This window comes from Streptomyces sp. V1I1, from assembly GCF_030817355.1.
GTDB lineage: Bacteria > Actinomycetota > Actinomycetes > Streptomycetales > Streptomycetaceae > Streptomyces.
Map to the genome: position 1 here is coordinate 6,647,729 of NZ_JAUSZH010000001.1, position 14,852 is coordinate 6,662,580.

The 14,852-nt window shown below is 69.4% G+C and carries 11 protein-coding genes; 10 read left to right on the forward strand and 1 reads right to left on the reverse strand.

The window, feature by feature from the left end:
- The first annotated feature begins 124 nt into the window (after positions 1-124).
- From QFZ67_RS31140 to QFZ67_RS31160, 5 genes are all read left to right on the forward strand, one after another.
- A complete protein-coding gene (locus QFZ67_RS31140; RefSeq protein ID WP_307664379.1) occupies positions 125-1,192 on the forward strand; it encodes an LLM class flavin-dependent oxidoreductase in 1,068 nt (355 codons plus the stop codon).
- Entirely contained in the window at positions 1,189-2,490 is a 1,302-nt protein-coding gene (locus QFZ67_RS31145) for an NtaA/DmoA family FMN-dependent monooxygenase (RefSeq protein ID WP_307664380.1), read from the forward strand. The genes QFZ67_RS31140 and QFZ67_RS31145 overlap by 4 nt, the downstream gene beginning before the upstream one ends.
- Before the next feature lie 5 nt (positions 2,491-2,495).
- On the forward strand, positions 2,496-3,308 hold the full coding sequence (locus tag QFZ67_RS31150) for a DUF1684 domain-containing protein (RefSeq protein WP_307664381.1): 813 nt from the start codon (positions 2,496-2,498) through the stop codon (positions 3,306-3,308).
- Between the two features lie 258 nt (positions 3,309-3,566).
- Positions 3,567-4,466: a S1 family peptidase gene (locus QFZ67_RS31155; RefSeq protein ID WP_307664382.1), complete on the forward strand. Its 900-nt coding sequence runs from the start codon at positions 3,567-3,569 to the stop codon at positions 4,464-4,466.
- 127 nt (positions 4,467-4,593) lie between these two features.
- Positions 4,594-5,079 (forward strand): hypothetical protein, encoded by a 486-nt coding sequence (locus tag QFZ67_RS31160; protein ID WP_307664383.1) that lies wholly within the window; start codon positions 4,594-4,596, stop codon positions 5,077-5,079.
- 7 nt (positions 5,080-5,086) lie between these two features.
- Here the strand turns inward: QFZ67_RS31160 and QFZ67_RS31165 are convergent, their stop codons facing one another.
- On the reverse strand, positions 5,087-5,989 hold the full coding sequence (locus QFZ67_RS31165) for a DUF4231 domain-containing protein (protein WP_307664384.1): 903 nt from the start codon (positions 5,987-5,989) through the stop codon (positions 5,087-5,089).
- A 231-nt stretch (positions 5,990-6,220) separates the two neighbouring features.
- Here QFZ67_RS31165 and fxsA point away from each other — a divergent pair, with 231 nt between their 5' ends.
- The 5 genes from fxsA (at position 6,221) to fxsT (ending at position 14,749) form a co-directional block, all read left to right on the forward strand.
- On the forward strand, positions 6,221-6,385 hold the full coding sequence (fxsA, locus tag QFZ67_RS31170) for an FxSxx-COOH cyclophane-containing RiPP peptide (RefSeq protein ID WP_307664385.1): 165 nt from the start codon (positions 6,221-6,223) through the stop codon (positions 6,383-6,385).
- 9 nt (positions 6,386-6,394) lie between these two features.
- Positions 6,395-8,602 carry a radical SAM/SPASM protein FxsB, inactivated metallohydrolase extension form gene (gene fxsB, locus QFZ67_RS31175; protein ID WP_307664386.1) on the forward strand — a complete coding sequence of 736 codons (2,208 nt, stop codon included), beginning with the start codon at positions 6,395-6,397 and terminating at the stop codon, positions 8,600-8,602.
- The gene (locus QFZ67_RS31180) at positions 8,595-9,371 is read left to right on the forward strand and encodes an aminoglycoside N(3)-acetyltransferase (RefSeq protein WP_373430151.1); all 777 of its coding nucleotides are present in this window, start codon (positions 8,595-8,597) and stop codon (positions 9,369-9,371) included. Before fxsB ends, QFZ67_RS31180 begins: the two co-directional genes overlap by 8 nt.
- A gap of 112 nt (positions 9,372-9,483) precedes the next feature.
- Positions 9,484-10,824 (forward strand): TIR-like protein FxsC, encoded by a 1,341-nt coding sequence (locus tag QFZ67_RS31185; RefSeq protein WP_307664387.1) that lies wholly within the window; start codon positions 9,484-9,486, stop codon positions 10,822-10,824.
- Positions 10,808-14,749: an FxSxx-COOH system tetratricopeptide repeat protein gene (gene fxsT / locus QFZ67_RS31190; RefSeq protein ID WP_307664388.1), complete on the forward strand. Its 3,942-nt coding sequence runs from the start codon at positions 10,808-10,810 to the stop codon at positions 14,747-14,749. The genes QFZ67_RS31185 and fxsT overlap by 17 nt, the downstream gene beginning before the upstream one ends.
- Positions 14,750-14,852: the final 103 nt, after the last annotated feature.

The following is a 14,852-nucleotide window of genomic DNA, read 5'->3' on the forward strand; positions in this document are numbered from 1 at the left end:
GGCTCGTACGCCAAGGTGCTCAAGCGCTGGGGGCTCTCGAGCGAGGCGGTCCCGAAGGCGGAGATCAATCCGCCCGGCCTGCCCAAGCCCAAGAACTGACCAGCGCCAGAAAGGCACTTCTGCCATGTCCGCCACCCGGCCTCTTCATCTGGCCGTCGCCCTCGACGGCCCGGCGCAGTACGACGCCGCGTACTACGTCGGCCTCGCCCGGCTCGCCGAGCGGGGCGCACTCGACTTCGTGACCCTGGGCGACTCCTTCGCCCGGCCCGGGCTCGACGCCCTCGCCGTGCTGTCGAGGGTCGCGCCCGTCACCGAACGGATCGGCCTGGTGCCGACCGTGACCACCACCCACACCGAGCCCTTCCATGTGTCCACGGCCGTGGCCACCCTCGACTGGGTGAGCCGCGGCCGGGCCGGCTGGCAGGTCGACGTGTCGACCACCGAGGCCGAGGCCCGGCTCTTCGGCCGCCGCCCGGCAGCGCCCGCCGACGCGGTGTGGCGGGAGGCCGCCGATGTCGCCGACGTCGCCGCCCGGCTGTGGGACAGCTGGGAGGACGACGCCGAGATACGCGACATATCGACAGGGCGGTTCATCGACCGCGCCAAGCTGCACCACGTCGACTTCGAGGGCGGCACGTTCAGTGTGTGCGGCCCGTCGATCGTTCCCAGGCCGCCGCAGGGCCACCCAGTCACCGTCGTGGACGGCACGGGGGAGCCGGGCAGGGAAGCCGCCGCCCGGCACGCCGATGTCGTTCTCGTACGGGCGGGCGCACCCGACCAGGCCGCCGCCCTCCGCGACGACATACGCCGGCGTGCCGAGGCACACGGCCGTGACCCGGACACGCTCCGGGTGCTGGTCTCGCTCGTCGTCGACCTCGGCGAGAGCGAGTCCGCGCCGGAGCCCGGCCTCGACAGCGGCCCGCAGCTCGCCGGGGGCGGCCCGCACTACAGCGGCGGCCCGGTCGACCTTGCCGAGCTGATCACCCGGTGGCACGGTCAGGCGGCGGCGGACGGCTTCCATCTGGCGCCCATCGCACCCCACCGGGACCTGGAGCGGATCGTCAACGGCACGGTCGCGCTGCTCCAGCACCGCAGTCTGTTCCGCACCTTCTATCCGGGCGGCTCGCTCCGCGAGCACCTGGGCCTCGTCAGGCCCGCCAACCAGTACGCCCACGCCGGGGGAACCACATGACCGCCGTACGCAAACAGATACACCTCGCCGCCCACTTCCCGGGCGTCAACAGCACCACCGTCTGGGCCGACCGCCACTCGAAGAGCCAGATCGACTTCTCCTCCTTCGAGCATCTCGCCCGCACCGCCGAACGCGGCCTGTTCGACTTCTTCTTCCTCGCCGAGGGGTTGCGGCTGCGTGAGCACAAGGGCGAGATCCACGACCTGGACGTGGTCGGCCGCCCCGAGTCGATCACAGTGCTGAACGCGCTCGCCGCCGTCACCGACCGACTCGGCCTCGCCGCCACCGTCAACGCCACTTTCAACGAGCCGTACGAACTGGCCCGCCGGCTTGCCTCCTTGGACCATCTCAGCGGCGGCCGCGCCGCCTGGAACGTCGTCACCTCCTCCGACGCCTTCACCGGGGAGAACTTCCGGCGCGGCGGCTTCCTCGACCGGGCCGACCGCTATACGCGGGCCGCCGAGTTCGTCTCCGTCGCCCGCAGACTCTGGGACTCCTGGACGCCGACCGGGACAGCCCGCCCCTTCGCCCACAGCGGCCAACACTTCGAAGTAGAGGGCGAGTTCACGGTCCGGCGAGCGCCACAGGGCCACCCCGTCGTCATCCAGGCGGGCGACTCCGACGAGGGCCGGGAGTTCGCAGCGTCCGCCGCGGATGTGATCTTCACGAGGCACGGGACGCTGGAGGAGGGCCGCGCCTTCTACGCCGACGTCAAGCAGCGCCTCGCCCGCCACGGCCGCCGCCCGGGCGACCTCAAGGTGATGCCCGGTGTCACATTCGTCCTCGGCGACAGCGACGCCGAGGCGCAGGAGCGGGCCGCGGAGATCCGTCGCCGACAGGTCTCCCCGCAGAACGCGATCCTCGCCCTGGAGCTGGTCTGGGGCCGCGACCTCTCCTCGTACGACCCCGACGGGCCGCTCCCCGACATCGATCCGGATCCCGGCTCCGCGCTCGTCCAGGGCCGGGTGAGGCACGGCGACCCCTTCGCTGTCGCCGCCAAGTGGCGTGCCCTGTCGGAGGCCAAGGGGCTGTCGATCCGGCAGACCGTCATCGAGACGACCAGCCGGCAGTCCTTCATCGGCACCGCGCGGAGCGTGGCCGCCGCGATGGACGAGTTCGTGTCGACGGACGCGGCCGACGGCTTCATCCTCGTCCCCCATCTCACCCCCGGTGGCCTCGACGACTTCGTCGAGCAGGTCGTGCCGCTCCTCCAGGAGCGCGGGGCCTTCCGCACGGAGTACACCGGCACGACGCTGCGATCGCACCTCGGGCTCGCCGAGCCGGTGTGGAAAGGTTGATCACCATGAGCACAGACGCCCACGCGGACGCAGACGCGGAAGCCGCGCAGGACTGGAGGAGCTGGCACGAGCACCGCACCGCGACAGTCTCGGCGCCGTACGGACCGTTGTCCCTCACCGGCACGCACTGGCTCTCGGACTACCCGGAAGGTCGAATTCCGGCCGTCCCGGGCCAGTGGCGCGATGACGGCGACGAAGTGGTGCTGTCCGCTGCCGCCGAGGACGGTCTGACCGTCGACGGACAGCCGCTGACCGGCGACGTCCGGCTGACGGCGGACCACGGCGCGATCCCCGACGCCCGGGTCGCGCACGGCGAGCGGCGCTTTGTCGTGCCGCGCCGCGAAGGCCTGTGGGCGGTACGGGACTTCGACCCGGACTCGCCGGCGCGCAAGGCCTTCCAGGGCATCGAGGCGACCGCGTACGACGCCCGCTGGACGCTGCCGGGGCGCTTTCGCCCGTACGAGGAACACCGCAGCGTACGGGTCGAGAACGCCGACGGGCGCGAGCGTGGCCTCGGCCTCGGTGGCGAGATCGTCTTCGAGATCGACGGCCAGGCGCGCACCCTCCAGGTCGCCGTCGAGCCGGACGGCTCGCTGTGGGCGGTCTTCGCCGATGCCACCAGCGGAAACAGTAGTTACCGCTTCCGGTTTCTGCGGCCCTCCGCACCGGCCGCGGACGGCACGGTGACCGTCGACTTCAACCGTTCGCTGCTGCCGCCGTGCGCCTTCGCGGACCACTTCATCTGCCCCTTCCCGCCCCCTGGTAACACCCTGGAGGCCGGCGTCCCCGCGGGCGAACGGAACCTCCTGGGCGGCTGAGCCGTCCTACCGGCCGGACAAGTACGGCACGGCCCCGGCGGCCACCGAGCCACCGGGGCACTGTGCCGTGGGTGCGCGGAGCGGCCGAAAGGCGCCCTTGCGCGGCTAGTTGACGCCCCGAATACTCCCGAACAGCGCTTGTCAGGAGCACGGCTTGTCCGAAAATCGAACGTGCTTCATCGAACGTGCTTCATGGCTGCGCCTCACGGGCCCCGAACCCCACAACGGGCCCCCGATTCCCCTCTGGAGGAACGACAAGTGAGGATCAAGCGCACCACCCCACGCAGTGGCACGGCGAGACGTACGCGTCTGCTCGCCGTCACCACTGGCCTGATCGCCGCCGCCGCGCTGGCCGTCCCCGCCGCCAACGCCAACCAGGCCCAGACCTTCAGCGCCAACCAGCTCACCGCCGCGAGCGACGCCGTACTCGACGCGGATGTGGCAGGTACCGCCTGGCACATCGACAAGGCCGCGGGCACCCTGGTCGTCACGGCCGACAGCACCGTCTCCCAGGCCGAAATAGCCAAGATCAAGCAAGAGGCCGGGTCCAACGCCGGTGCGCTGCGCGTCGAGCGCACCCCCGGCACGTTCTCCAAGCTCATCTCCGGCGGCGACGCCATCTACGCCACCAGTTGGCGCTGCTCCCTCGGATTCAACGTCCGCAGCGGCAGCACCTACTACCTCCTGACCGCCGGCCACTGCACCGACGGCAACCCGCCCTGGTACACCAACTCCTCGCGCACCACGAGCATCGGTCCCACGGCCGGATCCAGCTTCCCAGGCAACGACTACGGCATCGTGAGGTACTCCAACACCTCGCTGTCCCACCCGGGCACCGTCGGCAGCCAGGACATCACCAGCGCAACCAACGCCACGGTCGGCATGTCCGTCACCCGCCGCGGCTCCACCACGGGCACCCACAGCGGCTCCGTCACCGGTCTCAACGCCACGGTCAACTACGGTGGCGGCGACGTCGTCTACGGCATGATCCGCACCAACGTCTGCGCCGAGCCCGGCGACAGCGGCGGCCCGCTCTACTCCGGCAGCAGGGCCATCGGCCTGACCTCCGGCGGCAGCGGCAACTGCTCCTCCGGCGGCACGACGTTCTTCCAGCCGGTCACCGAGGCGCTCAGCGCCTATGGAGTCAGCGTCTACTGACGCACCACCTTCACGGTCGGCAGCAGTCGAGCCCTCGTCCGTATGACAGGACGGGGGCTCGACGTCGCGTCCCCTTTTGAGAGGATGTCAGAGCGGTCGGGCATGGAGGGACGGGGAGTTGCGGTCAGTGAAACGCATTGGAGTGACCGGCCACCGAGGAATCCCTCCCGAGGCCTACGCCCATATCCGCGCCGGAATGCACGCCGTGCTCTGCGGCCACGACGGCTCGATGGAGGCCCTGTCCAGCCTCGCGGCCGGAGCCGATCAGCTCTTCGCAGACATCGCCCTGGCCTGCGGCGCGGAGCTGACCGTGGTCATCCCCAGCGGGAACTACGAGGACGGCTTCACGGCCCCCGACGAGCTGGCCCGCTACCAGCGCCTCAAGGGCCGGGCCACCCGGGAGATCAAGCTCGCCTTCCCGTACTCCACCGACGAGGCCTACTACGCGGCAGGCGCCTACATCGCCGACAACTGCGACCGCCTTCTGGCGGTCTGGGACGGCCGTCCCGCCCGTGGCTACGGCGGCACGGCCGACATCGTCCGCTACGCACGCGATCTCGGAAAGCCCGTGACGGTCATCTGGCGCGACGGCCTTGAGCGCCACTGGATCTGATCGGCCATCAACTCCGGTGTCTTACCAGCCAGTCGGTGTGCTGAGGCGACACGATGCGCTCGGTCTCGTACACCGCTGACGGCCACTCCACATCGCTCACGGTGGTCTCCATCGCCGTATGCATCGCCGCGAGGTCCTCCTCCACCAGCGAGTGGGCCGCGATGAGAGGTTGATGACGGCGTATCTCGCTCCACGCCAGACACGCGGCCGCCGCCGAGGACAACAGCCCTGCCATCTCGACGGATTCGGCGAGCGAGAAGGTACGCAGCAGCGCGAAGAGCAGCGCGAGCAGGGTGAGCAGCCCGATCGAGGCGGACCACAGGACGGTCGCGCGGCGGGATATCTCCTTGCGGCGGTGGTACCAGTTGCGCTGCTCGATCAGCCGGTCCCTGACATACGTCTCCTTGCGGACGCTGAAGGCCTTGGCGCGCAGCAGCCGCATGGGTGTGGTGATCAGCTCCCCGGCCGCCACCTCCGGCACGCTCGGGCGCGGGTCCTGCCAGCCGACCTTGGTCAGTTCCCGCAGCCCTTCCTCCAGCCGCACGGTGAACAGCTCGTCCGCATCAGTGGAGTTGGAGTCGAAGGGTGCTCCATGGACCGCGTAGCGCCAGCACATCGACTTGATGAACTCCGCTGCGGAGCGGTTGAGTTGCCAATGCGACTTTGCTCTGCGCCTCGATGAGCGGTAGCTGAGGATCAGCACCCAGGCATACGCCAACGCGCTGAGTGCGCCGGGGAGTTGGAAGGTGTCGCCGAGCTTCAGTGACGACGGCAGCGCCGCCAGGGCCGCGCCGACGACCAGTAGCAGCAGCTGGTAGCGGGTGGCGCCGACGGCCTCGCGCTGGCGCGAGATGGCTATCGCGTCCGTGTGGTGGAAGAGAACCGGCAGATCAGTGTTTCTGAAGACCATGCTTTGCAGTGGGCCGGGAAACACGGTCATGCGCACCCCTGTCTGCAGTTTTGTCTTCACTCTTTAGGCGGAATGGCTTGTTCCGTACTCTCCTGCGAGAATGCGATGCAACTCTTTTGTTCCGTCTCCACGTGCTGAGTTGCTGCGAGTGGCCATGAGAGTAAAGTCGTGCCGCCGGCATCGCAACGGTGCGTGGTATCTGTGCTGGACACAACATCAAGGACGGCCCCCATGACGTTTCAGACCTCCGCGTCCTTCGCGGCTGCGAAGAAGAACCGCGTTCCGCTGGCACAGATCGATGTGCGTAGCACCGATACCGCCAGGAAGCTGGCCCGCGTCCTTCCTGCCGCCGCCGATCGCACTCTGCGTGCTTCCACGTTCAACTCGGCGCTCTAGACTGGCGGAATGACTGGACCCCCGGTCCCATTCCGCGAGATCGTATTGAAGGTTCACAGCAGATGTGATCTTGCATGTGACCATTGCTATATCTATGAACACGCTGATCAGAGCTGGCGTACCCGCCCAAAGGCAATCTCTGACGATGCGATTTCCTGGACAGCTCTGCGACTGGCCGAGCATGCCAAGAGTCATGCCCTGCCCTCCGTGTCAGTGATCCTGCACGGAGGGGAGCCTCTTCTGGCAGGACCCGCACGACTGCGACGTATCTGCGAGGAGCTGACCGCAGCCCTCGACGGAGTGGCCGAGCTCGACCTTCGGATCCATACGAACGGCTTACAGCTCTCCGCGCGCTACCTGGACCTCTTCAGCGAGTACAACGTCCGGGTCGGGATCTCCCTCGACGGCGACCGAAGCGCGAACGACCGCCATCGCCGCTTCGCGGACGGACGCACCAGCCATCCGCTGGTCCTCAGGGCCGTCGAACTGCTCCGGCAGGAGCGCTACCGCCACCTCTATCTCGGCCTTCTCTGCACGATCGACGTGGCCAACGACCCGATCGCCGTGTATGACGCGCTCACCGAGCTGGACCCTCCCCTCATCGACTTCCTGCTCCCGCACGCCACCTGGGACGACCCGCCGGCCCGCCCCGACGGCTCACCCACCGCGTACGCCGACTGGATCCTCGCCGTCTTCGACCGCTGGGAGGCGCAGGGCAGAAACGTGCCGGTACGGCTCTTCGAATCCGTGCTCTCCACGCTCGGCGGCGGCCCCAGCCTCACCGAATCCCTCGGCCTCGCCCCCACCGACCTCGTCGTCGTCGAGACCGACGGGACCCTGGAGCAGGTCGACTCGCTCAAAAGCGCCTACGAAGGCGCGGCAGCCACCGGATTCGACGTCTTCACGCACCCCTTCGACGACGTCGCCGCCCACCCCGGCGTCAGGGCGCGCCAGCTGGGCCTCGCGGGAGTCAGCGAGACGTGCCGGCAGTGTCCGGTCGTACGGTCGTGCGGCGGCGGGCTCTACACCCACCGCTACAGCTCCGGCAACGGCTTCGACAACACCTCCGTCTACTGCACCGACCTCGAGGCGCTGATCCGGGGCATCGAGCAGCGCACGGCCCCCTCGACGGTGTCCCCCGCGGTCACGGACCCGGGCGTGCTGATGGCCGAGCACCAGGACCTGACCCGCACACTGCTCGCCGAGCTCCATCAGGAGCTCGACGGGCGGGGCGGCGAGAAGTGGGACGAGGTCTGGCAGCTGGCAGGCGCCCTGGAGGGGCACGCCGATGTGCTCGACGCGGTGTTCGGCCATCCGTACACCTACACCTGGCTGCAGGACACGCTGGCCGCGCTGCGGACGGGGCGGCCGGAGGCGGTCCCACTCGCGCTCCGGCTGGCGTCGTACCTCGCCGCGGCGGTCGTACGGGGCGGGCTCGACCTCCCCGTCCGGATGCCGTACCGGGACGGCAGGCTCTGGCTCCCCACGCTCGGAGAACTGCGGCTGACCGGTCCCGGAGAGCCGGGCGAGGCCGAGGTGCGCCTGGCCGAGAAGGGCTTCCAGGTGCGGGTGGACGGACGTGCGCCGGTGCACGTACGCACCGACGAGGAGAGCGACGGCTGGCGGCCCGTGCGCACGCTCGGCGGCGACGGGGCGCCCGCACTGCGGCTCGACGACCTCGACCCGTACCGCAACTGCTTCGGCGTCCCCGTACGGGAGCGGCTCGGCGCGGGCGAAGTAGCCGACTGGAGCGAGCGGCTGGCCGTGGCCTGGGAGCTGCTGCGGCAGGCCGCACCCGAACAGGCCACGGAGGCCGCGGACTGTCTCACCACCCTGACGCCGCTGGTCTCGGGAGAGCCGTCACTGGGCCGGCACGGCTACGGTGCGCTGGCGATCGCGCTGCCCGACAGCCCCGAAGAGCTGGCGCCCGCGCTGCTGCGCGGATTCAGGCGGGCGAAGCTGCACGCGCTGGTCGAGGTCACGGATCTCTATGCACAGGACGGCTGGTGGCGCCATCCGGCGCCCTGGCAGGACGAGCCCGTTGCGGCGTCCGAGCTGCTGGCCGGCGCGTACGAACGAGTGGGCCTCGCGGCCTTCGAACCGGCCGGCGCCGACCACGCCGAGCGCGCCCTGGAAACCCTGGAGCGCGCGGCGGAGCTGACCGCCGGCGGGCGGCGCCTGCTGGACGAGCTCTGGAAAGAGGCCGGCCGTGGCTGAGGGCGGGCGCGGCCGCGGGCTGGCCCAAACGCTGCGCGGGCTGGGCGTACAGGACGGCATGACGCTGCTCGTCCATGCCTCCCTGCGCGCCACCGGGCTGCGCGCCGACACCGTCCGCGACGCGCTGCTGGACGTGCTGGGCGCGGACGGCACACTGGTGTTGCCCGCGTTCACCATGGAGAACTCCGACACGTCCCACTCGTACCTGGCCCGGGTGCGCGGGATGACACCCGAGCAGGCGGCGGCCTTCCGGGCGGAAATGCCGGCCTTCGACGCCGCGGCCAGCCCGAGTCAGGGGATGGGCCGGTTGGCCGAGTCCGTGCGCACCGCCGAGGGGGCCGTGCGCAGTAACCATCCGCAGACCTCTTTCACGGCGCTGGGGCGGCGGGCAGCGGAACTCCTCTCCCCGCATCCGCTGACTTCCCATCTTGGCGAGGACTCACCGCTCGGCGCTCTCTACCGGGCGCGGGCACAGGTGTTGATGATCAATGTGGATTTCGCCGTCTGCACCGCATTCCATCTCGCCGAATATCGCACCGGATCGCCTCTGCGCACCTACCGTTGTGTGGTGCAGCGACCTGGCGGGGGTAAGAAATGGACGGAGTACGAGGACGTCGACCTGGACGACAGCGATTTCGACGCGATCGGCGCCGCCTTCAGTTGGGGCATGGAACAGAAGGGACAACTGGGAGGAAGGTCCGCAAGGTTGTTCTCGATCAAGGACGCGGTCGACCATGCGGAGAGCTGGATGACCGAAAAGCGGTGTTGACTGACTGAACGTCGGGGAGATGGAGTGTGTCGGGCTCCGGAATGATTAATTCGCTCGCATCTCTCATCGATGCCGGGTGCCGGGGCGGGCGTTCGCACAGGACGGGGGTCGTGTGGCAGATTTAGCGCAGCGAGCGGCGGACCATCGGCCGTACTTCTTTCTCAGTTATGCGCACACGCCGCGGTACGGGGCCGGGGGCCCCGACCCGGACATGTGGGTGGAGCGGCTCTTCCGCGATCTGTGCGGCCATGTAATGGCCATGACCGATCTGCCGGCCGGTGCTCCAGCAGGGTTCATGGACCGGGAGATCCGCTCGGGGGAGGGCTGGTCGGAGCGTCTGGGTGAAGTACTGGCCACCTGCCGGGTGTTCGTGCCCCTGTTCTCGCCGCGGTACTTCGCCAGCGAGATGTGCGGCAAGGAGTGGTACGCCTTCGCCCAGCGGGCGATCTACCACCAGGCCAAGAGCAACAGGCCCGCGGAGGCGATAGTGCCCGCGCTGTGGGTGCCGATGCCGCCGGAGCAACTTCCGGGCCCTGCCGAGCGGTTGCAGTTCAACCACCGGGCCTTCGGCGACCGCTACGTCACCGACGGCCTCTACGGGCTGATCAAACTCCGGATATTCGCAGAGGAGTACGAGGCCGCCGTCTATGAACTCGCCAAACGCATTGTCAGCGTCGCCGACACTACGCGCGTCGGCTCGGGCAGCCCCGTCGACTACCGGCAGGCGCCCAGCGCCTTCGGCAAGCCCACCGGCGGCCCCCGCCCGATGCATGTGACCGTCGCCGCGCCCACCAGTCACGAGCTGCCCGAAGGCCGCACACCCGACTACTACGGCAAGCAGTCCCAGGACTGGAATCCGTACCACCCGGACTCGGCACGGCCGTTGGCGTACGTGGCCCAGGACCTGGTGCGCTCGCTCAACTACCAGGCGACGGTCTCCTCGTTCGACCATGAGTCGCCGCCCGATCTGAGCCAGCCACCCACCCGGCCCGAGATACTTCTCGTCGACCGCTGGGCGCTGGAGGACGAGGACCGGCGCCAGCGGCTCGCCGACTTCGACGCGGAGCCGCGCCCCTGGGTGAGCGTCGTCGTCCCCTGGAACCGCGACGACCCGCAGAGCCGGGTGTCCGAGGCCGAGCTGGTCCAGAAGCTGGAGCGCACGATGCCCCACCAGATGCGCCAGGGCCGCGCCGCCTGCCGGGCCGCTGCCAGAGGCGTGCTCAGCATGGAGGCATTCGGCCAGATCCTGCCCCAAGTGGTGGAGTCGGCTGCCCAGGAGTATCTGCGGCACGCCGAGGTCTTCCCGCCCGCGGCGCCTCCGCCTCCCGGAGCCCGCTCTTCCGAACGGCCCAGGCTCCGCGGCCCGATGGCCGAGTACGGCACCACCCACTACGTCCCGAACACGCGTGACATCGCCCCCGATGCGGAGGACACGGATGACGGCCAGTCGTGACGGACGCATCGTCACCTTCTATTCGTACAAGGGAGGTACGGGCCGCACGATGGCCCTGGCCAACACGGCCTGGATACTCGCCGCGAACGGCAAGCGGGTCCTGGCAGTCGACTGGGACCTGGAAGCGCCCGGCCTGCACCGCTTCTTCCACCCCTTCCTCGACCCCTCCACGCTCGGCGCCACCACCGGGGTCATCGATCTGATCACCGAGTACGCCTGGGCCGCGACCAGCCCCGAGCCGCGCCGCGACGACTGGCATCTCGACTACGCGCGCATCCAGCCGCACGCCGTCTCCCTCACCCCCGAGAGCCTCGGCTGGGAGTTTCCCGACGGCGGCACACTCGACTTCGTCTCCGCGGGCAAGCAGAACCGCGAGTATTCGGCGACCGTCTCCACCTTCGACTGGGACAACTTCTACGACCGGCTAGGCGGCGGCCATTTCTTCGACGCGCTGCGTGAGGACATGAAGGCCAACTACGACTACGTCCTCATCGACAGCCGTACCGGCCTGAGCGACATCGCCGACATCTGCACCGTCCATCTGCCCGACATCCTCGTCGACTGCTTCACCCTCAGCGACCAGTCCATCGACGGCGCAGCCTCGGTGGCCCGGCAGATCGACGAGCGGTACGGCGGCCGGGGCATCCGGATCTTCCCGGTCCCGATGCGTATCGACGAGGGCGAGAAGGAGAAGGCTGACGCCGGACGCGCGCTGGCCCGGCTGAAGTTCGACCGCTTCCCCACCGGCCTCGCCGGGGAGGACCTCACCGCCTACTGGGGCGCGGTGGAGATTCCGTACCGGCCCTACTACGCCTATGAGGAAACCCTCGCCACCTTCGGTGACGAAGCGGGCCTGACCAACTCCCTGCTCTCCGCCTTCGAACGGCTCACCGCCGTCATCACCGACCAGCGGATCACCTCGATGCCCGCCATCGGCGAAGAGGTCAGGCTCCGGATCAGGGATGCCTTCACCCGCCGCCGGCCCGCCCTGCCCGCCGACCTCTTCCTCAGCTATGTCGCCGAGAACCGCATGTGGGCCGACTGGGTGGAGTCCCTGCTCACCAGGGCCGGCTTCCGGGTCGTGCCACGCGACGTCTCGGTCGAACGGGACTCGGCCGACCCGGACGAACTCGCCGCGGAGAACGCCGCCCGCACCGTGGTGCTCCTGTCCACCGCATATCTCAAGTCCGCCCGCGCGGTGGAGCTCTGGTCGCGGGCCGCGGCCGAGGACCCCGGCGGCGGCAGGCACCATCTGCTGCCGATCCGGGTCGGCGACGTCCGGCTCACCACCCCGTACATCGACCGCAACCCGGTGGACCTCTTCCGGCTCGACGAGGTGCACGCCACCACCGCGCTGCTGCGCGCGCTGGACCGCCCGGTCCAGCTCCACGACAGCGCCTCGCCGGGGCCGCGCTTCCCCGGGACCGTGCCGAAGATCTGGAACGCGCCGCCCCGCAACTCCGGCTTCACCGGACGCTCGGTGGTGCTGGAGCGGATGCGCGACCAGCTCGGCGGCGGAATGGCGGTGGCCGCGGTGCTGCCCCAGCCACAGACCCTGTACGGACTCGGCGGCGTCGGCAAGACCCAGGTTGCCCTGGAGTACGTCCACCGCTTCATGGCCGACTACGACCTGGTGTGGTGGATCTCCTCCGAGCAGCCCGACGACGTGGTTGCCGGACTCGCCGAACTGGCCGTCCGGCTCGGCGCCCAGGGCGGCGAGGACATGGCGGCCGCCTCGCAGGAGGCCATCGACCTGCTGCGGCGCGGAGTGCCGTCCTCCCGCTGGCTGCTGGTGTTCGACAACGCCGACGACCCCGAGCAGCTCAAGCGGTTCTTCCCCCCGCAGGGGCCCGGGCACATCCTGGTCACCTCCAGGAACCAGACCTGGTCGCAGTACGGGGACGCGCTGCCGGTCGACGTATTCCTGCGCGAGGAGTCCATCGAGCACCTCCAGCGGCGGGCCCGCGGGCTGAGCATCGAGGACGCCGACCAGGTCGCCACCGCCGTCGGCGACCTGCCGCTCGCCGTCGAACAGGCCGCGGCCTGGATCGCGGAGACCGCCACACCCGTCGCCGCGTATCTGGAACAGCTCAAGGAACAGGCCGCAAGCGTCCTCGCGCTCAACCAGCCCCCCGGCTATCCCGAGCCGGTCGCCGCGACCTGGAACGTCTCCATCGAACGGCTCAAGGAGCGCTCGCCCGCCGCGGTGCGCCTCCTCCAGCTCTGCGCCTTCTTCGCCCCCGAGCCGATTTCCGCGAACCTCCTCTACAGCAAGGAGATGATCGAAGCGCTCAAGCCGTACGACTCCTCGCTGCAGGAGAAGCTGGTGCTCGGCCGGGTCATCCGGGAGATCGGCCGGTTCGCGCTGGCCAAGGTCGACCAGGTCTCCAACAGCATCCAGGTGCACCGACTGGTGCAGGCGGTCATCCGGGCCCAGCTGACCGAACAGGAGCAGCAGGACGCGCGGCACGCCGTCCACCGGGTCCTCGCGGGCGCCCGGCCCGACGACGACGAGCCGATCGACAACCCCGAGACGTGGCCGCGGTTCGCCAGCATCTGGCCGCACCTCGGCACCTCAGAGGCCAGGTTCTGCAAGGAGCCCGAGACGCGCCGGCTGATGATCGACCGGGTGCGCTATCTGTGGAAGCGCGGCGACCTGAACGCGGCGTACACGCTCGCCGACGAACTGCGCGAGATCTGGCGCGAGATGCTGGGCAATGACGATCTGCAGTATCTCTACCTCCGCTTCCACCTCTCCAACATCCTTCGCTCGCAAGGCCGTTATGTGGAGGCCAAGGAGCTGGACGAGGTGACCCTGGAGCGTCAGCAGGCGGTGCTGGGTACCTCCCATCCGCATACGTACATGACCACCAGCGGTCTCGCGATGGACCTTGGCACCCTCGGCCAGTACGGCAGGGCGATGGAGCTGGCGACCGAAGCGCACGAGGGATTCAGCCAGATCTTCCACGAATCCCATCCGCGTACGCTCGCTGCCGCCAACAACCTGGCGCTGAATCTGCGCATGGTCGGCCAGTACGCGCGAGCCCGCGAGATCGACCAGGAGGTCTTCGACCGGCGCACCGAAGTACTCGGCACGGAGCATCCGTACACCCTCTCCTCGGCCATGAACCTCGCCCGTGACCTGCGGGAGGTCGGACGGTACGAGGACTCTGCCGCGCTGCTCAGCCGGACGTACGAGCTCTACAAGGAGCAGCTCGGCAGGACCTTCCCGGGCACGCTGGCGGCGGCCAAGAGCCTCGCCGTCTCGCTGCGCAGGGCCGGGCGGATCGAGGACGCGCGGCGGCTGACGACAGCCACCCGCAACCGCTATCGAGCCAAGTACACATCGGCCAACCCGGACTCGCTCGCCTGCGATCTGAATCTGGCGGCCGACCTGTTCGCGGCAGGGGAGCCGGTCGCGGCGCGGGATCTGGCGCAGGAAGTCGTCGACCAGTACATCAGGGTGCCGGGGGAGCGGCACCCGTACACCCTCGCCGCCGTCAACAACCTGGGCATCTTCCAGTGGGGCTGTGGCGCTCCGGAGGCCGCGGAACAGCTGCTGGTGAAGGCGTCCAGGACGATGCGGGAGGTCCTGGGCGAGAACCATCCGCACGCCCTGTACAGCACCATCAACCTCGCCAACGCGCTTGCGGATCTGGGTGGTCTGGAGGAGGCGCTGGAGATCGAGCAGCGGACCGTGAGCCGACTGCGCGAGGTACTGGGCTCGCACCATCCCGAGGTGCTCGGCATCGTCTCCAACATGTCCGTCACGCTCGGCCTGCTCGGCCGCAAGGACGAGGCGGCGCATGTGCGGGCGGAAACTGTGGTGGAGCTGCAGCGACTGCTCGGTGAGGAGCATGCGCTGACAAGGATCGCGCGGGACGAGCGCAGGGTGCACCGCGATCTGGAGCCGCTTTCCGTCTGACCCTGGGGCTCCGCCCCAGACCCCGCGCCTCAATCGCCGGCGGGGCTGGACTTTCCCGCCGGTCGGCCTGAACTTTCAGGCCGACCGGCGGGAAATCAAGCCC